The 18,722-nt window shown below is 65.3% G+C and carries 19 protein-coding genes; 10 read left to right on the top strand and 9 right to left on the bottom strand.

The genetic code is table 11. The features are described from left to right. Window positions 1–13: 13 nt before the first annotated feature. Window positions 14–448 carry a YdeI/OmpD-associated family protein gene (locus tag ACFC0O_RS20755; RefSeq protein ID WP_375960144.1) on the top strand — a complete coding sequence of 145 codons (435 nt, stop codon included), beginning with the start codon at window positions 14–16 and terminating at the stop codon, window positions 446–448. A gap of 47 nt (window positions 449–495) precedes the next feature. Further along, a complete protein-coding gene (locus ACFC0O_RS20750; protein WP_375960142.1) occupies window positions 496–1,038 on the top strand; it encodes a hypothetical protein in 543 nt (180 codons plus the stop codon). A 57-nt stretch (window positions 1,039–1,095) separates the two neighbouring features. On the opposite strand, the gene ACFC0O_RS20745 is transcribed toward ACFC0O_RS20750, so the two are convergent. Then, window positions 1,096–1,791, bottom strand: coding sequence for a cysteine hydrolase family protein (locus ACFC0O_RS20745; protein ID WP_375960140.1), 696 nt, complete (start codon window positions 1,789–1,791; stop codon window positions 1,096–1,098). 137 nt (window positions 1,792–1,928) lie between these two features. Here ACFC0O_RS20745 and ACFC0O_RS20740 point away from each other — a divergent pair, with 137 nt between their 5' ends. After that, on the top strand, window positions 1,929–2,267 hold the full coding sequence (locus tag ACFC0O_RS20740; protein WP_375960138.1) for a PCC domain-containing protein: 339 nt from the start codon (window positions 1,929–1,931) through the stop codon (window positions 2,265–2,267). Then, a complete protein-coding gene (locus ACFC0O_RS20735; RefSeq protein WP_375960136.1) occupies window positions 2,267–2,668 on the top strand; it encodes a VOC family protein in 402 nt (133 codons plus the stop codon). The genes ACFC0O_RS20740 and ACFC0O_RS20735 overlap by 1 nt, the downstream gene beginning before the upstream one ends. A gap of 132 nt (window positions 2,669–2,800) precedes the next feature. Here ACFC0O_RS20735 and ACFC0O_RS20730 read toward each other — a convergent pair whose 3' ends face one another. Continuing rightward, on the bottom strand, window positions 2,801–3,217 hold the full coding sequence (locus ACFC0O_RS20730; RefSeq protein WP_375960795.1) for a PASTA domain-containing protein: 417 nt from the start codon (window positions 3,215–3,217) through the stop codon (window positions 2,801–2,803). On the opposite strand from ACFC0O_RS20730, the gene ACFC0O_RS20725 reads away from it, so the two are divergent. After that, complete coding sequence (locus ACFC0O_RS20725) at window positions 3,199–3,768, top strand: GFA family protein (RefSeq protein ID WP_375960776.1); 570 nt, start codon at window positions 3,199–3,201, stop codon at window positions 3,766–3,768. The two genes, ACFC0O_RS20730 and ACFC0O_RS20725, sit on opposite strands and share 19 nt — an antisense overlap. An 18-nt stretch (window positions 3,769–3,786) precedes the next feature. Here the strand turns inward: ACFC0O_RS20725 and ACFC0O_RS20720 are convergent, their stop codons facing one another. Further along, window positions 3,787–4,428 carry a TetR/AcrR family transcriptional regulator C-terminal domain-containing protein gene (locus ACFC0O_RS20720; RefSeq protein WP_375960134.1) on the bottom strand — a complete coding sequence of 214 codons (642 nt, stop codon included), beginning with the start codon at window positions 4,426–4,428 and terminating at the stop codon, window positions 3,787–3,789. A 169-nt stretch (window positions 4,429–4,597) separates the two neighbouring features. Here ACFC0O_RS20720 and ACFC0O_RS20715 point away from each other — a divergent pair, with 169 nt between their 5' ends. Together ACFC0O_RS20715 and ACFC0O_RS20710 are read left to right on the top strand one after the other, a co-directional pair. Further along, a complete protein-coding gene (locus tag ACFC0O_RS20715) occupies window positions 4,598–6,076 on the top strand; it encodes an APC family permease (RefSeq protein WP_375960132.1) in 1,479 nt (492 codons plus the stop codon). After that, window positions 6,073–7,692 carry an amidohydrolase gene (locus ACFC0O_RS20710; RefSeq protein WP_375960130.1) on the top strand — a complete coding sequence of 540 codons (1,620 nt, stop codon included), beginning with the start codon at window positions 6,073–6,075 and terminating at the stop codon, window positions 7,690–7,692. The genes ACFC0O_RS20715 and ACFC0O_RS20710 overlap by 4 nt, the downstream gene beginning before the upstream one ends. 11 nt (window positions 7,693–7,703) lie before the next feature. On the opposite strand, the gene ACFC0O_RS20705 is transcribed toward ACFC0O_RS20710, so the two are convergent. Next, window positions 7,704–9,425 (bottom strand): hypothetical protein, encoded by a 1,722-nt coding sequence (locus ACFC0O_RS20705; protein ID WP_375960128.1) that lies wholly within the window; start codon window positions 9,423–9,425, stop codon window positions 7,704–7,706. A gap of 197 nt (window positions 9,426–9,622) precedes the next feature. Then, a complete protein-coding gene (locus tag ACFC0O_RS20700) occupies window positions 9,623–10,324 on the bottom strand; it encodes a hypothetical protein (protein ID WP_375960126.1) in 702 nt (233 codons plus the stop codon). A 201-nt stretch (window positions 10,325–10,525) separates the two neighbouring features. On the opposite strand from ACFC0O_RS20700, the gene ACFC0O_RS20695 reads away from it, so the two are divergent. After that, window positions 10,526–11,563, top strand: a complete 1,038-nt coding sequence (locus ACFC0O_RS20695) for a zinc-binding dehydrogenase (protein WP_375960124.1) — start codon at window positions 10,526–10,528, stop codon at window positions 11,561–11,563. A gap of 26 nt (window positions 11,564–11,589) precedes the next feature. Here the strand turns inward: ACFC0O_RS20695 and ACFC0O_RS20690 are convergent, their stop codons facing one another. From ACFC0O_RS20690 to ACFC0O_RS20680, 3 genes are read right to left on the bottom strand one after another with little or no spacing between them, the layout of a single operon-like run. Continuing rightward, the gene (locus ACFC0O_RS20690; RefSeq protein WP_375960122.1) at window positions 11,590–13,422 is read right to left on the bottom strand and encodes a glycoside hydrolase family 15 protein; all 1,833 of its coding nucleotides are present in this window, start codon (window positions 13,420–13,422) and stop codon (window positions 11,590–11,592) included. Window positions 13,423–13,442: 20 nt separating this feature from the next. Beyond that, window positions 13,443–14,765 (bottom strand): hypothetical protein, encoded by a 1,323-nt coding sequence (locus ACFC0O_RS20685; RefSeq protein ID WP_375960121.1) that lies wholly within the window; start codon window positions 14,763–14,765, stop codon window positions 13,443–13,445. Continuing rightward, complete coding sequence (locus ACFC0O_RS20680) at window positions 14,765–15,337, bottom strand: SHOCT domain-containing protein (protein WP_375960119.1); 573 nt, start codon at window positions 15,335–15,337, stop codon at window positions 14,765–14,767. Before ACFC0O_RS20680 ends, ACFC0O_RS20685 begins: the two co-directional genes overlap by 1 nt. Window positions 15,338–15,363: 26 nt before the next feature. Between ACFC0O_RS20680 and ACFC0O_RS20675 the strand changes: the two genes are divergently transcribed. After that, window positions 15,364–15,774, top strand: a complete 411-nt coding sequence (locus ACFC0O_RS20675; RefSeq protein WP_375960117.1) for a hypothetical protein — start codon at window positions 15,364–15,366, stop codon at window positions 15,772–15,774. A gap of 41 nt (window positions 15,775–15,815) precedes the next feature. Then, window positions 15,816–16,151: a hypothetical protein gene (locus ACFC0O_RS20670; protein ID WP_375960115.1), complete on the top strand. Its 336-nt coding sequence runs from the start codon at window positions 15,816–15,818 to the stop codon at window positions 16,149–16,151. A 9-nt stretch (window positions 16,152–16,160) separates the two neighbouring features. On the opposite strand, the gene ACFC0O_RS20665 is transcribed toward ACFC0O_RS20670, so the two are convergent. After that, window positions 16,161–18,677, bottom strand: a complete 2,517-nt coding sequence (locus tag ACFC0O_RS20665) for a LuxR C-terminal-related transcriptional regulator (protein ID WP_375960113.1) — start codon at window positions 18,675–18,677, stop codon at window positions 16,161–16,163. Window positions 18,678–18,722: the final 45 nt, after the last annotated feature.

The raw sequence follows: 18,722 nt of genomic DNA, 5'->3' as shown, positions 1-18,722 counted from the left end.
ACAGGAGACGATGATGAAGTTCAAGACCGAGGTCGAGCCACCCGAGCCCATGCGCGGCCTGGAAGTCCCGCCCGAGGTGGTGGAAGCGCTCGGCGAGGGCGCACGACCACCGGTGACGATCACGATCAATGGCCACTCCTGGAAGAGCCGGATCGCCCTCATGCGCGGCCGCCACCTGATCGGCCTCAGCCACGCCAACCGCCAAGCCGCGGGCGTCGACATCGGCGAGCAGATCGAGGTCGAGGTGGAACTCGACACCGAGCCCCGAGTCGTCGTCGAGCCCGAGGATTTCACCGCGGCCTTGGACGCCGACCCCGTCGCCCGCGCCGCCTACGACAGCCTCTCCCACAGTCGCAAGCGCGAGCACGTCCACTCCATCGAAAGCGCGAAGAAGCCCGAAACCCGCCAACGCCGCATCGAGAAAGCCATCACCACCCTGCGGGGCTGACCCGCGCGCGGATCGGTGAAACAGCCTGGGCCGGTTACTGTTCGCGAATGAAGTTCGATACCGAACTGTTCATCGTCCGGACCGCACATGGCCGGGCGACCGTGGTGGAAGCGCGTCGGCAACTCCGGTCCAGGAGTTGGGTTCCCTCCGCAGTCGAACAGCGCGTGGCCTACCTGCTGTGCCATGGCTCGTCGCCCATGGAGAATCTGGATCCGTACCCGCTACCGGCGGCTCTCTGGGATCGCCTGTGCAAAGTAACGGCATGGTCGTCGCGTCTGCGGTTGGCCGTGCTGGCAGGCGGTTGGACCGAACCGGGCGAGGAGACAATCGACCTGGTTCCCGACCAGGTACGCCTGATAGATGTGCTGACGGCGATTCTGCAGATCACCACGATGATCGAGCCGTGGGAAGAGGAATTCCGCGCGCACTATCAGCAAGCCGGCGGGCCGACCGGATTTCAAACCGATCATCCAGGGGCGTTCGCGGCCATCGAAGATGCGGAAGAGGTGCTGTTCGAGCCCTCGCACATCATGGATCTGTTGGACGAGATCTGGACGGGCCTTCTTCGTCGGGAATCGGCGTGCTGGTAGGACACGATGGGTTAACCCAGTCGTTCGGAACGCCATATGTGGTTGAGACACAGCCGATTACGTTGCCGCCGCCTTTGCCGCGACGGTTCTCTCGTCCCAGTAGGCCGGATCGCGGCCGTAGTTGGGTGTGGTGAACGCGCGATCCCATTGCGCGCCTTCGGTAATGAGTTCACGCCAGGGTGCGACTTCGACGTAGAGGACGCGCATCGAATTGAGGGCGCCGTGGTGCAGCGCGGGCCCGTCGGTGGAAACCGCGTCCTCGGCGACGGCCATCTCATAATTGCGTTCGAGACCGCTGCGCACGGTTGCTTCGACGCAGACGTTGGTCTGCAGGCCCGCCACCAGAAGGCGTTGTACGCCAAGGCTTCTCAAGATCGGATCGAGTTCGGTGTAGGTGAAGAAGCTGTGCCGGGTCTTGTCGAGCACCAATTCTCCCGGCGCGGGCGCGACCACATCCATGATCTGGGTGCGCCATTCGCGCTCGGCGGCGGCCAACGTCGGAAGTCGTTCTGCTCGAACCTTCTGATGATGGGCCGCACGCGGATTGGCGGCCAATAGCCCGGCCGGACTGGCCGTTTGCCGTGAGTACACGATCGGCACGTCCGCCGCCGGCGCCGCAGCCAGCAGTTCCGCGCATTCGCCGACAACCTCGTTCAACCGCCAGATCGGCGGCCAGCCCAACATATCCCGGACATGATCCTCGGCGATGTACCCGTTCTGTACATCGATCATCAACACTGCGAGATCGGCCATGACCCACCTTTCCGCACCCGAATACCGACCGGCGTCGCCCTATCGATCATCCGCTGTCCGCGTCATAAGTGCGCCGAATCGGCATTTCAAGCCGAAGTCACACACCGTGACGCTGCCTGCTGGCTAGCATGCCGAGCATGCTGATCTTCACGGTCGACGCCGGCGAGATGATCGAATCCATTGAGCACCAGGCGAACTCCGCCGGCATCACCCAAGCTGCGATCGTGTCGCTGATCGGCGGCGTCGATGAGTTCACCGTCTCCACGATGCCCGCCGACGACCCGACCAAGGACATCGTCTCCACCTATCGACTGCCAGGCGAAATGCACGGCAGTGGAGAGATCCGAGACGGCAAAGTCCACGTGCACGCCACCTTCGCGATCCAGGGCGATCGAGCCGTGGCCGGTCACGTGCATGCGGCCACAATTGGGGCCTGGTTCGCCCGCGCCTATGTGCTGCCGGTGGGGGGTAGCTGATGGGCCACCGCAGTCGCCTGTGCCACTTTGTAATTGACGTCAGCGACCTCGACCGTGCTACCGATTTTTGGGGCAGTGCCCTCGACGCGGTCGAAGAACCGGTCAATCCGCAGAGTCGCCATGTCTACCGGCGCTTGCGCTTGCCTGACTCGCAGATCTGGGTGCTGCTACAGGCGACTTCGGAAGAAAAGCGGATGAAAGAACGGATGCATCTCGATATCGAGACCGACGACGTTGAGGCCGAGGTCTGTCGCCTCGAGGCGCTCGGGGCCGAACGTTTCGATCATCAGTGCGAACGAGGCTATGACTTCTGGGTGCTTCGCGATCCGTGGGGCAATGAATTTTGTGTGCTGCAAACTGAATTCCCCAACCTGTTGGCTCACAGACCCGTGTGGGACTGAGATCCGCTCTTCAAGTCTGTCTGCGGCAGCAGGCCGATCACATACGCAGGTGTATGCGGTCATCCGATCGGAGCTCTGATCGTGGTGTTCTCACGATCCGGAACCGGTGTGAATTGGCCGACTGGCGCTGTCCTAGTTGGGCTTACTCTCTGCGACGCTCAGAGTTATCGACTGTTGTTCCCCGACCAGCGTGCCCGGCGCTGGAGATTGATCGATGACGAGATAGATCGGGCTATTGGATTTGTCTAGTACGTTGGTGCCGTCAGGGCCGATCGCTGAATCAATCGCGAAGCAGACGCCATCCCCAAGTTCTGCGTCAACCAGTCGCTCACCTCGCAGATCAGGAAGGGCTTGCGGCCAAACCTTCGCGTGGCATCTCTCGGCGATGGTCGATGCCGACGTGGGCGAGGCTTGTGCTTCTCTCGGGGAGTTGTCGCACGCGGTCGCGCCAATGGTGAACACGCCAAGCAACACTCCAACGATGGCAAGCCTTGCAGGCATTAAGTCCCCCTTGGGAATTGGATCCTGGAATGCAAGCATATTTTCCACGAGAACACTCGGTAGTGTCAGCGGATCGTCAAGGGTCCGCTCAGTGGCTAGCGCACCGGAGGATCTGTCGGTCCACCTTGCTAGGGTTCGGCCGTACCTCGTCATCGAATCTCTTCCGGATCAGAAGAACCAGCGTCTGCCTCGGGACGATCATGCGAAAGGGTGTGTGTGCCATGCATTCCGGTGGTTGCTTGTGCGGGAATATCAGGTACCGGGCAGTGGGGGAGTTGTCGTTTCCGCATCTGTGCAGTTGCCCGCATTGTCAGCGGCTGTCCGGCGCTCCGGTGATGTCGTGGGTGGACTTTCCTCGTGACGGGTTCGAGTGGACCGGGCCCGGTGGTGAGCCGGTGTGGTACAACACCTTCCCTGATTCTCAGCGCGGGTTCTGCGGGGTGTGTGGGAGTTCGGTTGCCGCGCAGGATGACAGCGATGCGGAGTTGGTCGGTGTCACGATGATGAGTCTCGATGACCACGGTGGGCTGGTGCCCGAGCGGCAGAGTTTTCGGCCCAATGCCGTCCCGTGGCTGCCGATTGTCGGCGCGCGGGACTGACCTGTCACGAGTGGCGGTTCACGAATTCGAGCTGTGTGTGGCGGAGGGTGTTTCCCCGAGTCGGAGCGCCAATCCGTCGAGCAGGCAACGTAATCCGTATTCGAAGGCGGCGTCCGCGCGTGCCACCACTTCGGTGGGTGCGGCGGCGATGGCGGTGGTCATGTTGGGGTGATTGGTGGCGTCGGTCGCCCAGATCACGTCCGGTGCGGACAGATCGAGTGCCGAGCCCAGGGCGAAGCTGTCGAACACCATGATCACCGGGAGTGCTTCTTCGCGGGGGAAACCGGCGTCGATGATGACTCCGGCGATGTACTCGTACTGTGCGAGCACCTCCGGCGCGGAGACTGTCTGCCCGATCAACAATCGCACCAGTTCGGGATAGGCGCTGAACGCGGAGCGATATTCGCGCAGCCAGGTGGCAAGGACCGTGCGCCACGGGCCGTTTCGATCGACGTTCACGAATTCGCGTCCCGCGATGCGGCCGCGGATCAGTTCCACCAGCTCGGTCCGATTGCGGACATGGTGGTAGACCGAGGACACCGATACCCCGAGTGTGTCCGCCAGCCCGGGCATGGTCAGCCCCTTGGATGAGGTGACCAGTTCCAGCGCCGCGTCGACGATCATCGCCCGGTTCAGGCGCGGGGTCTTCGGTCTGGCCATGCCTCGGGTCCACCTTTCTGTTTTCCACGAAGTTACCGCGACACCTTGACGGGACCGTTGTCGTCCCTCAGCATAGTTAATCGAATCACATTCGATTAATCTTCGTGCCGGTGTCCGCGCCCGGAGAACTCTGGAAGGCCGCCCGCCTATGTCTTCACTCGATCAGTCGATGGCTGCCGACCGTCCCGGTGACGGTCTCAAACGAAATGCCCTGGGGGCCCGTGGAATTGCCTTCATGGTGATTGCCGCGGCAGCGCCGCTGACCGTCATGGCGGGGGTGGCCCCGCTGGCCTTGGCCGTTGCCGGGCCCGGCGCGCCCATCGCCTATCTGGCCGCCGGGGTCATCTACGCGGTATTCGCGGTCGGATTTCTGGCCATGACCCGCCATATCGGGGGAGCAGGGGCGTTCTACAGCTACATCACGCTCGGCCTCGGGAAGACCGTCGGTCTGGCCTCCGGTGTGCTGGCGGTGGTGTCCTACAACGCGCTTCAGATCGGCGTATACGGGCTGATGGCGGTGCAAACCCAAGCGGCCATCGACCGGCTGTTCGGCGTCCATGTCGACTGGCCGATATTGGCCTTGAGCGCAATAGCGATCGTCTGGTTCGTCGGCCGTCGCGGTGTCGATGTCGGCGCGAAATTCCTGGGCGTGCTGCTGATCGCCGAAACCGCGATCCTGCTGGTGCTGGCGGTATCGGTGGTCGTCAAGGGCGGCGCGAACGGCATCACCTTCACCTCATTCACCCCCGATGCGGCCTTCGCGCCCGGTATGGCCGGGGTGCTGTCCTTCACGTTCGCGGCGTTCATGGGATTCGAATCGACCGCCGTCTACCGCGCCGAAGCCCGTGATCCCGACCGAACCATCCCGCGCGCAACGTATTTCGCGGTCGCGTTCATGGCGCTGTTCTACTGCTTCATCGTGTGGTCGATCGTGCAGGCGTTCGGCGATGCGAATGTCCAAGCGGCGGCGCAACAGGACACGGCCGGGCTGTTCTTCACCGCGATCGAACAGTATGTCGGAGTGTGGTCATCGGATGTGATGTCCGTGCTGATCGTGACCAGTGCGCTGGCCTCGCAGATCGCCTTCCACAATGCGATCAACAGGTACACGCTGTCGCTGGCACGCGATGGCGTGCTGCCGAAATGGCTCGACCGGACCCATCCCACGCTCAAGTCGCCCAGCCGGGCTGGTGCCCTACAAAGCGTGCTGGCGGCGGTCATCGTGATCGGCTTCGCGGTCGCCAAGGCTGACCCGTACCGTCGCCTGCTGATCTTCGTCAATACCCCGGGGATCGTGGGAGTCATTGCCCTGCAAGCGCTTACGGCCATTGCCGTGGTGGCGTACTTCGTCAAGAAGAAGGCCGTCTCGGTCGAGCGCGCCGGGGTTATCGCCGCCTCACTAGGGGCGATAGCTCTCGGTATCGCTCTGTTCCTGGTGATCTGGTACATCAACCTGCCGACCGCCACGACCGGCACCACCAACGCCATTCTCATCGGCGTCGTCCCCTTCGTCATGATCCTGGGCGCGGCTGCCGCCGTCTGGTTCCGCAGATACCGCCCCACCGCCTACGCCGCCATCGGCGGTTTCGGCGAGGACCGCGACACCACGACCCCAACCAACCTCGAAAGCAAGGAGACAGCCCTATGACAACGGCCGATATGATCATCACCGCCGCAACAGTTCACACCCTCGACGGCGCAAGTCCCGTCGTGCGGTCGGTGGCCATCTCCGATGGATATATCGTCGCCGTCGGCGATCAGGCCGACACCCGATCCTGGCGTGGCAGCTCCACCGAAGTCATTGACCTCGGAAACGCCACTCTCACACCGGGACTCATCGACGGCCACATCCATCCTGTCACCGGCCTGAACCTGACCTACGGCACCGACCTGTCCGGGGTTCGCGACCTCGATGCCCTGCGTGAAACACTCAGCAGGGCAAGCGAATCCATCGACAGCGATGGCTGGCTGCGCGGCTGGGGCTTGGACCCCAACGTATTCGGCGACCTCCCGGTCACCCACGCCCCCATCGTGGAGACGATCGGATCATCGATCCCCGTATTCATCGAAATGTTCGACGCCCATTCGGCATTGGTGAGCCCTGAAGCCCTGCGCCGCGCGGGCATCACCGGCCCGCGAGAGTTCGTACAACACTCCCGCATCATCTGTGACGACACCGGCGCCCCCACCGGACATCTGCTCGAACCCGCCGCCATGGCCCTGGTTCGCGAGATCCTGCCCCGCGAATCCACCCAATCGCGCCGAATTCGCTTGCGCGCCATCCTCGATGGCATGGCCGCGGTAGGCATCACCGCCGCCAACGCCATGGATTTCGAAGGCGACAGCAGCGACCTGATGTTCGACCTCGAATCCGACCGCGACCTCCCCATCCACCTGCGCTTCGCCCCCTTCTGCCTCCCCGGAAGCGACCGCGCGACCCTGGATCACATCATCGAACTCCAATCCACCCGCGGCCGCCGCTGGCGCGTCGACGGCGTGAAATTCATGATGGACGGCACCATCGACGGCGGCACCGCCTGGCTCGACGAGCCCGACACCCACGGCGAATCCACCGCCCCCTTCTGGCCCGACCCGGCCGAATACCGCCGCGCCGCAATGTATCTGGCCCAACACGGCGTCCCCATCGTCACCCACGCCATCGGCGACGCCGGAGTCCGCTACGCCCTCGACACCCTCTCCCGCGCGGCCCTCCCGCCCAACGGTGCCCGGCACCGCATCGAACACATCGAAACCCTCCCCGACGACCTGGTCCACCGCTTCGCCGAACACGGCGTCGTAGCCAGCATGCAACCCACCCACTGCACCCATTACACCCGAGCCGACCACACCGACAACTGGTCCACTCGCCTGGGCCCCGAACGCGCCGCCCGCGCCTTCCGCACCCGCGACATCCGAGACAACGGCGGCACCCTGGCCCTCGGCTCGGATTGGCCTGTGGCCCCGTACGATCCGCGCGCCATCCTCGCCGACGCCCAACTCCGCCGCCCCGCAGGCCACCCCGATATAGAACCGGTCTGCCCCAAACAATCCCTCTCCGCCCTGATGGCCCTCGAGGGCTACACCACCCACGCCGCCACCGCCGCAGGCCAATCCGCCCTGACCGGCCGCATCGCAGTAGGCATGCGCGCCGACCTCACCGCCTTCACCGTCGACCCCCTCCAGGCCCCACCGGACGAACTCGCCGATGCCCCCATCGCCCTGACCCTCAACACCGGCCGAATCACATACCGCCACAACGGGTGAACCGACGTCGGCTAGCGCTGTTGCGGTGTGCAATCGTATTTCGCAGGGCCCCAGTTGTTCTGGCTGAAGTCGGCCGGGCGGTAGAGCGCCTGGATCAAGGTCGCGCGGTCGGGGATGGTCACGCACAGGCTCGGGCCGGCGGGGCCGTCCGGGGAGTATTCGGTGGCGAAGGCTCGGGACATTCCGGCGATCGGCTCGCGCAGGGCCGCGCACGCACCCTCGTCGGTGTCGGCGCGGCCGTAGCACTGGAACCAATTGATCGCCGAGGTGGTCGACAGGTAAGCCGATTTCACGTTGTAGGGGATGCCGAACAGGTTGAACGAGTCGGTGTGGGTGCCGCCCTCATAGGTCAGGAACATCAACGGACTGTTCCCGTGTGCCTCCCGGCGCAGGTTGTCGTAGTACTCCTTGACCCCGATCGGGCCGTCGGTGACATCGGCGAGGCCGTTGGGCTGGGGTGTGATCAGGTAGCCGTTGGGCACCGGGATGTCGAAGTCGGCGGTCTGCAACTGGATCGGGATATCGGCTGTGGTGTAGGAGAATCCGGACAATCCCACGATCGAACTCACCTTGGGCAGGGGATTGCCATCGAACCCCTGCCCGAGGCCCTGCCAAAAGCCGTAGCTGGTGATACCTCCCGAGCCGAAGGACTGACCCCACAGATTGACGTGGTCGAGGTCCATCCGGTCGGCCCACGGGTTGAGTTCGTTGTCCCCAGCTGGAGCGTAGGCGGGGTTGTAGCGCTGAAGTCGCGGTATCTCACCGCGTGCCAGATTGCCGAGCTCGTCACCGTTCAGATCGACGATCGGCGCGATCGGGGCGCGGTTGAGCCAGCGCATGAAATCCTGGATGTCGCGGGCCGAGCCGGGGAAGTTCAGGTGCGGATTCTTCAGCTGGGGGAAGTAGACATCGGCGATGGTGCCGCCGGTCCCCGCGGCATTGCCCGAGTACGCGAGTGAGATTCCGATGAAGCCTTTGCGCACCGCGCTGAGCGTGTATCTGTTGACGTCGGACTGCTTTTCGGCCGCGCCCGGGAGCATGACGGTCACCGGGAATTTCTCCGAGGAGTCCTCGGCGCCCTCAGGGAAGAAGATCTTCGCGCCGAGTTTGATCCCGCGATTGTTGACGACCTGGAATTTCTTGACGGTTCCGAGTTTGAATACCTCGCCGGCTGCGGTGCCCGGGACGCATACTCCGTCGGCGTTCTCGAACAGGACATCAGCGTTGGGCTGGACGCACGGATAGCGGAACTTCGCCTCCTGTGCGGCGGGATTCTCGTAGTCGTCCTCGAGGACCGCGTCGGTGACGTTGTTGGTGAAATTCCCGTCGTGGCTCCAGTTCGGGACATACGCCGGGTTCACCGGCGCGGCCAGCCCGAGAGGTGGCAAGTGCAGCACCCCGTCGATGATCTTTTGCGCCGCCACCAATTGCCGTTGCGCGGCATCGGGTCCCGACCACGTTTCCGGTCGCAGCAGATCCTGGAACGGCAGCCCGGCATTGGCCAGATTCACGAGTGCGGCCGAACGAAGCCAATAGTCCAATGCCCCCGGCATCGACAGGTCATGCTCGGTGCCGGTCAGCAACTGTAGGACCTCGGCGAACGGATAGGTGGGATCGGGTGGTTGCGGAGCCGGATACGGCTCGGCCGCAGCGGGATTCGCCCCACCGAACACCACAACCACCGTCACCGCGGCGATAGCCATCCGGGTGAATACGCGGCGCGTACGCGTCATGTCCATCCCCTGCCGATCTGGAATCAGCCGAACGCTCGATCACCCATGCCGAGCCGTATGGATTCCTTCATCAACCGTATGGACCGAGAGCGGACCGGCCTGCGACCCGAGCCGCCAGGATGTTGACGATTCGCGACACCGCAACGGCCACAACGGATATACGGCCCTGAGGACGGGATCGAACTCAGGGCATTGGTCTATTTCGCCGGGTAAGGGGAATTGATCGTGGTGAAGTATTGCGCGGCGGCGAGGATCGCGGTGGGGGCGGTGACGAAGAGTTGGCCGGCGAGGGTGCCGAGGAAGCCGATGGCGGCGGTGCCCGCGATGCAGCCGACGAGAGCGCCGGGGAGCGCACCGAACATGGCGGTGAGAGCGCCGGTGAGGGTGGCTCCCGCCGCGCCGCCGATGAGGCAGCCGATGGCGGCGCCGCCGATGCCGCCCACCAGAGTGCCGATGGTGGCGCCCATACCGATGGTGCTGGTCATCCGGCTCCAGGCGGCCTGTTCGCGATCGTATTCGGATTTCCAGGGCGCGGAGTTCTCGAAGGGCAAAGCGACCGGACGGTAGACCGCGTGTGTCAGGTCGAACTGTGGTGTCAGGGTGGCGGTGCGGTCGGTGACCTGCGCGGCGATGGGGAAGACGAAATCGTCTACGCGGAAGGCGAGTTCGGTGCCGCCCAGTACGGTGCCGTCGGTCGCTCTGATCGTGAAGGTGCCGTTGTCGGCGCTCAATGAACCGCCGTCGGTGCGAATGATCGTGCTCGTGTCGCTGACGGTCGCGGTGTAGTTCACCGGCGATTCGACGGCCGCGGGGTTGGCATTGACCGTCGCGGCGGTGACGCAGGCCGCGGTCAGCATCAGTGCTGTGGACAGCATGGGACGGTGGGCGGAATACCCCATCGATGTACCTCGAATTCCTCATCGGGTCTTGTGGATTGCGCCGGGGCGACGGCATCGGTGTTGGCCCGCTGGCCATTCGGTCGAACCCCGGCGGTGGGCGAGCCTACGTGTTTGCGAGCATAACGACAATCATTATCATTAGAAGCGTGAGGATAGGGTGAGGGGGACTGTGCGTGACCGAATCGACAGTGAGGAATTCGCATGCGCGCGACCTATATGTACGGTGCCGGTGATGTTCGAGTCATCGACGCTCCGGATCCGGCCATCGAACACTCCACCGATGCGATCGTTCGGGTGGTGCGCAGCTGCGTATGCGGCTCGGACCTGCATCCGTATCACAACATGCGAGAAGTGCCCGCCGGCAGATCCATGGGTCATGAATTCGTCGGCGTGGTCGAGGAGCTCGGTTCGGACGTGCGAACGGTGCGCCGGGGTGACTTCGTGATCGCGCCGTTCGCGTGGTCGGACGGCACGTGCGAGTTCTGCCTCGAAGGGTTGCAGACTTCCTGTAGGCACGGGGGTGTCTGGAATGCCGGTGATGTGAGGGGCGGGCAAGCAGAGGCGGTGCGGGTGCCGCTTGCCGACGGCACGCTCGTCGCGGTTCCGGTCGAGGAGGACTCGCCGTTGATCCCTTCGCTGCTGACGCTGTCCGATGTGTACGGCACCGGCTATCACGCGGCCGTCAAAGCCCGCGTCACCGCAGACACTTCGGTCACCGTCATCGGCGACGGCGCGGTCGGCTTGATGACGGTGCTCTCCGCGAAACAGCTTGGTGCACAGCAGATCATCCTGATGGGGCGGCATAAGGACCGCACCGATCTGGGCCGCGAATTCGGTGCCACCGACGTGGTGTCCGCGCGCGGTGAGGAAGGGGTCGCCCTGGTTCGCGAGCTGACCCGCGGCGATGGCAGCCACGTTGTCATCGAGGCCGTGGGCCACATGCCCGCCTACGAACAGGCCATCGGAGTCGTGCGGCCGGGCGGAGTTATCAGCCGTGTCGGCGTCCCTCAATATGGTTCCGCCCCGGTCGGATTCGGAAGCCTGTTCGGCCCAAACGTCACTCTCACCGGTGGACTGGCTCCCGCTCGCGCCTACATCGACACCTTGTTGCCGGGAGTCATGGACGGCAGTGTGAATCCCGGCAAGGTGTTCGACCGTGAAATTCCGCTCGACGCGATCGCAGACGGTTACCGTGCGATGGATGAGCGCCAGGCCCTCAAAGTGCTTGTGCGCCCGTGACAGTCCCGTGGCGCAGCCCAGTGTCCTCAGCCCACCGGTTGCGGGCTGGCGTCCATGGCGCGGTCCAGGGTCAGGGCCGCGTCGATGAGGGACAGGTGGGTGAAGGCCTGGGGGAAATTGCCCAATTGCTCACCGGTGAGGGCGATTTCCTCCGCGTACAGCCCGAGGTGGTTGGCGTAGGTGAGCATTTTCTCGAAGACCACGCGGGCTTGGATGAGGTTGCCTGCCCGGGCCAGGGCGTTGACGTAGTCGAAGGTGCACAGCGAGAAGGTGCCTTCCGAGCCCGCGAGCCCGTCGGGGGAGGCGCTGGGGTCGTAGCGGTGCACGAGGCTGTCGGTGACGAGTTCGCGGCGGATGCCCGAGAGAGTGGACAGCCACATGGGGTCGCGGGGTGCGATGAAACCGACCTGGGCCATGCGCAAGAGCGCGGCGTCGAGGACCTCGGAGTCGTAGCGTTGGACGAAGGCGTGGCGGTGTTCGTTCCACCCGCGATCCCAGATCTGTTCGTCGATGCGGTTGCGCTGCTCGCGCCAGGAGTCGATGGGACCGGGCAGGCTGTGGCGTTCGGCCAGGCGGATGCCGCGGTCGAAGGCCACCCAGCTCATCAGGCGGCCGTAGGTGAAATCGGCTCTGCCACCGCGGGTTTCCCAGATGCCTTCCTCGGGTTGGTCCCAGTTGTCGACCAGCCAATCCAGTAGTTCGGTGACGCGCTGCCAGCCCTGATGGCCGATGCGCAACCCGCGCCGGTCGGCGGCGTCGATGCTGTCCAGGAGCTCGCCGTAGATATCGAGTTGGAGCTGTCCCGAGGCGTCGTTGCCGATACGGACCGGGCGGGAGCCGCGATAGCCCTCCCAATGCGCGAGGGTTTCCTCTTTCAGATCCGCCGAACCATCGACCCGGTACATGATTTCCAGGCGGCTGTCCTTGTTCTGGTAGCGCCCGCGCAGCCAGGTGGCGTAGTCGGTGGCCTCAACGGTGAAGCCCAGCCCCAGCAGTGCCGAGACCGAGAATGAGGCATCTCGAATCCAGGTGTAGCGGTAGTCCCAATTGCGTTCACCGCCAAGCTGTTCCGGTAGCCCGGCGGTCGGGGCTGCGACGATCGCACCGGTCGGGGCGTAGGTCAGCAGTTTGAGCGTGATCGCGGAGCGGTGCACGATCTCGCGCCACCGGCCGCGATAGGTCGAATGCGATACCCAGGTGTGCCAGAAGCGGACCACATCGTCGAACATGCGCTCCACCTCCGCTACTCGAATCGGTTGTGGTCTGCGCGCGACTCCGGATTCGAGCACGAACCCGCGCACCTGCCCGGCCCGCAATGGCAGCAGACCGTGCAGCGCGTTGTCCTCGGAGATCTGCACCTGCGCCAGCCGCGGGTCCTCGGGTTCGCGCACCGCGTGCAGGGTCAGGGCGGTGTCACCGGCGTCGAAAACCGCTCCGTCCGGGGTGATCTGGGTGGCGTGGGAGCGCCGTCCGTAGTCGAAGCGTGGGGCGATGTCGATCTCGAAGGTGATGCGTCCGCGCACGCAGCGCAGCATCCGGACGATGCGATGGGTCTCGGTGCTGTCGCGGCCCGCGGGCGGCATGAAGTCGATCACCTCGCCGGTGCCGATATCGGTCATGAATCGGGTGATCAGAATGGCGGTGTCCGGGAAGTACATCTGCTGGGTGCGAAAGGGCCGCTGTGCGGGCCGGATTCGGCAGTGGCCGCCGCGCTGCTGATCCAGCAGCGATCCGAACACGCTCGGGGAATCGAAACGGGGGCAGCAGAACCAGTCGATGGTGCCGTCGGTGGAAACCAGCGCGGCGGTGTGCAGATCGCCGATCAGGCCGTGGTCGGCGATGGCGGGGTAGCGGGTCATGATTCGGCTCCTCGGGTGAATTATGTTGTCGATACCGGGTTTCGATCAGTCGGTACGGATTGCGCGAGGGTCTCCAGGACCATGAGCGAGAGTCCCGCGATCGCCGCTATCCCCACCACGACCATGGCGGTGGGATAAGGCCAGAACAGCACTGCCAGCGCCGCGACGGTGAGCACTCCGATGCGCAGGGGGATCCGCCGGCGTTCGGCGAATCGCGCTGCGGCGGTGGGCTTGCGGTCTTGTCCGCGTCTCGTCAGCGCGGTGACGAGGCGCCGGAAGTCGGCGCGGGCCGTGCGCGCCGATGGTGATGGACCGGCCAGATAGGCACCCAGCGCGGTGCACAGGCACAGGGTCGCGACCGCGCGCATGCCGGCGCGCAGCGGAGCGACCACGGTGTCGAACATGGCGCGGGCCGCATCGGGGGAGACGGTGTCCGGCGGTATCGCCTCGAGGTACAGGCCCCGGACGATGACCAGCCCGATCCCGAGCATCACCATGGAAAATGCGCCCGTGAGCCCGGCCAAGGCGAGCCCCCGGAGGCGAAATCCCCTCGGCGACAGCCAGATAGCGCCGATGAGGCCGCCCGCGGCGATCAACGGCAGGATGGTCGCTGCGCGGTCGAGGAAGCGCACAATGCGCTGCGCCTTGGGCAACTGGGTGTCCTCGAAGAGCACGAACCGCGCATCGACATCGGGAATGCGATCGGCGAAAGTGAACCCGCGCTCATCGAGCCGCTCGCGCACCGTCGCCAGAATCGGTTGCAGCGCAATGCTTACCGTGCCGTCCGCATCGACCTGCACCCCCGGTCGGGTATCTCCGGTGACGATGCCGACCAGCGCCTCATGTGCCAGCCGATTCGCCGCGGTCCATGCCTGCGCGAATTCGTCGCTGCCGACCACCGAGGCGGCGGTCTGGTGAATGAACGACTGGGCCTGCGAGGCCACCAGCGTCGGCAGATTGTTCAACGCCGCGGCGATGCGCGGGCGATCGGTCACCTGTCCGGCGTTGTCGGTCAACGCCGTGATCGCCTGAGTGGTCATCCCCGCGATATCCACATGCGTCACAATCGATTCCGTGAGCCGGTCCGCCAGCTCATGCTGAATCGCCGGATCCGAGGCCAACGGTGCGACGGTGGCGACATAGCGATCGGTATCGAAGATCTCGCTGCGAGCGAAACGCGCGGTCACGGTGCCCAGCAGCACGATCGCGGTGAGCGTCAACAGGATTCCGACCGCGCTCCAGCGCAGCAGCTGCCCGCCGCTGTGCGATTCGGCGGCGACCGCGGCGCGCAATCGATCCAGTTCGGCGCGTTCCTCACCCGAGAGTGGGCCGTCGGCGTCCATCAGCCGATGACCATTCGTTTGATGTGGGCGAATTCCTCCGCGCTGATCGCGCCTTCATCGAGCAGCTTCTTCGCATCGGACAGCTGCGCGGTGGTGTCCGCGCGGGCGACCTGCCGGATGTAATCGTTCTGCTGTTCCTGGCGTCGAAGGCCCTCCGCGGCCGTCCGCGCCGCCATCGAATTCCCCCGAGTGATCAGGTAGATCAGCGCGGATACGAAGGGGAAGAACAGCAGGAAGAGCACCCAGATGGCTTTCACCCAGCCCGAGACGCTGCTGTCGCGGAACAGGTCCGCCAGGATCGAGAACAGCAGCATGAGATAGGCGAAGAACAGAAAGCTCAGAACGATGAACCACACTATGTCCCAGAACGACATTGCGAAAACCCTTCTGTGCGGCGGACTTTCCCGCGACGGGTGATACAGGTTCGACCCTGCGGCGACCGCCGCGGCATCTCCTCCTACGCAGCGGATGAACTCCGCTGCGGTCGCCGGATCGATATCGGCGGCGGGTCCGGGCTCATCCGAATCGGAGGAGGCGCGCCGGATCGGTGGCGGTGCAGGTTCGAGGTGCACCCATCACAGTCGAGAAGGGGTAGACCATGACACTCAGTGCAGACAGCGATCAGGTGGTGCGCGAGCAGCGCACGCCCGGGGGAGCCGTCGCCGCGGCGATACTGCTGGTGACCGTCGGGGTGCTCGATATGTTGCAGGGCATCTCGGCGGTCGCCGCCGACCAGCTGTACGTCGCAGGGCTCGAATACATCTACAAGTTCGACACCACCGCGTGGGGGTGGATCCACATCGTGACCGGAATCGTGCTGGTACTCACCGGAATCGGGCTGATGAGCGGGACCGCGTGGGGCAGGGTCGCGGCCATGGCGGTGGCGTCGCTGTCGATCATCGCCAACTTCATGTCCCTGCCGTACTACCCGGCATGGTCGATTCTGGTGATCGTGCTGGACGTGGTGGTCATCTGGGCGGTCGCGACATGGCATACCCAGGCGGCCTGACGGAAGCGCCGGGCACTCGGCGCTCCCGTGCGGATACTGTTGTGCGCCTGGTGCTCTGGGCAACTGTGATCTTGCAGGCGCTGCGATTGACCGGCACTCTCGAAGGCGTGCACGCGCTCATCGCGATCACCGTGGTGATCGAGGTGCTGGATATGGCGGCGCGCCGCTGGGCTCGATCACCGCGTGCACAGCAGCGCAGAGCCGCAAGCGATTTCGGCCCTGCGCGACCCGGGATGACTTGGCGTGGAGCGCTATTGCGGGCGGTGGCCGTGGTAATCCGCATTGTCGGAACATCGAGGCCCGTGCGAGATCCTCGCCATGCGGTGCGTCCACTGGGTACTGGCCAAAATGTGTTGTACATCAATCATATTCGCTAGCGCGGATGCTCAGAGCAGTCCGGTGCGCCGCGCCAGATCGAGCGCACCCGCGCGGGAATTGGCGCCGAGTTTGGCGTAGATCCCGCGCAGGTGCGTTTTCACGGTGGTGATCGACACCCCCAGCATTTCGGCGATCTGCTGGGCGGTCCGGCCCGAGGGCAATTGATGCAGCACCGTCAATTCGGTCGCGGTCAGATTCGCGACGGTGTGTTCGCGACCGATGCCCGGGTGTGCGCGCACGGCCTCGGCGAAGTCACTGTCGTGCCCGAAGGTTCGCGAATGGGTATCCAGCAGCGCACCGGCCCCGGGAACATCGAGAAACGGCCGGACCAGATGTTCGGGAGCGGCGCGATGCACGGCGGCCGCGATCGCCGTGCGCGCCTTGGGCGGATTCGCCAGCGCCGCCTGCGCGCTCGCCTCCACCACCCACGCGGTGATCATGCTGACCGGATGGCGGGGATGGTCGGTATCGAGCAGTGGTTCCACCTGCGCGCGGGCCGATGCGGGGTGATCCCGCACCAGGCTCAGCGCGCGCGCCAGCACGATATCGACGGTATCGCCGAGCACCGCGCCCGCCTGTTCGACGATCAGCCGCGCGGAGTGGGCGGCCTCGACCTCGAGCAGCACCCGGACCACATGCGGCACCAGCCGCCCTACCGCGGCGGGCAGCGAGGGCGGCCGGTGCAGCAGGACCGACAACCCGCGCCGCAGTTCTTCGGCCGCATCGTATTTGTCCTCGGCCTCATCGAAGGCGATCAATCCCCACATCAGCTCCGCGTACCGCCCGCCACCGGGTTCTTCGCCGATGACCGGGCGCGGTCCGGTGTAATCGCGGGTCGACGCTGTGGCACCGCAGAGATATTCGGCGAATGCCGATAATGCCGCGGCCTGGCGTGCGTCGCGTGAGTCGAGGAGATCGTGTGCGACGGCCACCTCGGTAGCGGCGTCGGCATGTCGGCGCATGCGCCCGTTCGCGCCGCCGAGTCCAGCCGCGATGGCGCGCCGGGTGCCCGCGCGCACGGTCAGTCGTGCGTTGCCGCAGGAGTCCGCGAGCGCGAGCGCGCGCCGGAAATGCTGATCGCCGGAAGTGATATCGCCGCGCGCCATCATGATGGTGCCGAGCTCGATGGCGGCGTAGCTGTCGATATCGGACTGCCCGGTGGTCGGAAGCCGTTGCGGGATACGGAATTCGGTCAGTCTGGCACCGGTCGCCACGGCGATCGAGGCGGTGGTGGCCAGGGCCAGCGGCGTGAGCCACGGGTCGGGGACGAGTGTGGCGGGCCCGCCGGGGCGGCGGCGCAGCAGCAGGTCCAGCTGAACCGTCGCGGTGGCGATATTGTGCCCTTCGAGTGCCGCCACCGCGCGCATCGCCCGCAGATAAGGGTCGCCTGCCAGCTCCGGCCTGCTGTGCTCGATCTGCTGGAAAAGGCCGGGACCGTTGCCGTCGAGCACCACGCCGAGCGCTCGGTCACGCAGGAATCGACGCAGCGGCGCGGGTTCGCCGGTGCGCAACAGATGCGGCAGTGCCGACATCGGCAACCCGTGCGTCAGGTACCACTCCGCGGTGCGCGCATGTAGTTCGGCGAAGGAATGCGAACCGCCGCGCCGGAATTCGGCCAGCAGATGCGCGCGCAGCAGCGGGTGATAGCTGCACCACAGCTCACCGGCGCGGGCCGCGCGGTGCATCGGGAATCCGCCGCGCACGAGTTCGTCGAGAATCGGCTGTGCCGTTGTGCCGGTGAGGTATTCGGCCTGGGCGGCGGTGTAGCGATCGGGCACGCTCATCACGGTCACGAACCGGCGCACGTGGTCGGGCAGTGGTTCGAGCACGTCCTGGGTGAACAGGTCCGCGATCGCCGGCGGGACCAGGGCCAGTTCGGCGAGCGCGGTCGGGCGGTCGTGGTGTGCGGCCAGATGCCGCACGGCGATGCGGACCAGTGCGGCCCAGCCGCGAGTCAGGCGCATGAGGGTGGCGAGTTCGGCGTCATCGGGCAGGTAGCCGTGATGTTCGCACAGCTGTCGTACATGCGCGGAGTTGAGCGCGAGATCTGTTGCGTGCAAGCGGGTTACGCCTCCGCGCAGTTCCATGGTGTGCCAGCGCAACGGCGGTTCCCCCCGCGCGGCCACGATCGTGGTCCGCGTGGACGGCGCGTTGTTGAGTACATCCTCGAGGATCGTGATCGCTTTCGGATCGGTCACCTCGTGCGCGTCGTCGATGACGAGTACGGTGCGCCGATCGGCCTCCTCGACCGAGTCGCACCCGTGCGGATCGGGACCGAGGGCTTGGCGCAGTGCGTCTCGCAGCGTGCTCGGCGCACGGTTCGCGTCGGCGATCGTGAGCCAGGCGATATGCGCGCCGGGGTGGGATCGGCGGAATCGATTGTCCAGCCAGTCGGCGATCAGCAGGGTCTTACCGGCCCCGGCCGGGGCGCAGATCCGCAGCACATGCGCGGCGGGGGATCGCACCGCCGCGTCGAATGCGCCGTAGAGCTCGGGGCGTGCGATGGGGGTGAATGCATCGGTCATCGTCCCTGCCTCGATTCGATCGGAAAACTCGGCGTGGAAGCGGAA

Origin of the sequence: Nocardia sp. NPDC056100 (assembly GCF_042266325.1) — a bacterium.
GTDB lineage: Bacteria > Actinomycetota > Actinomycetes > Mycobacteriales > Mycobacteriaceae > Nocardia.
The sequence above is the reverse complement of the archived record's forward strand: the minus strand, read 5'-3'. Positions and strand labels throughout refer to the sequence as shown.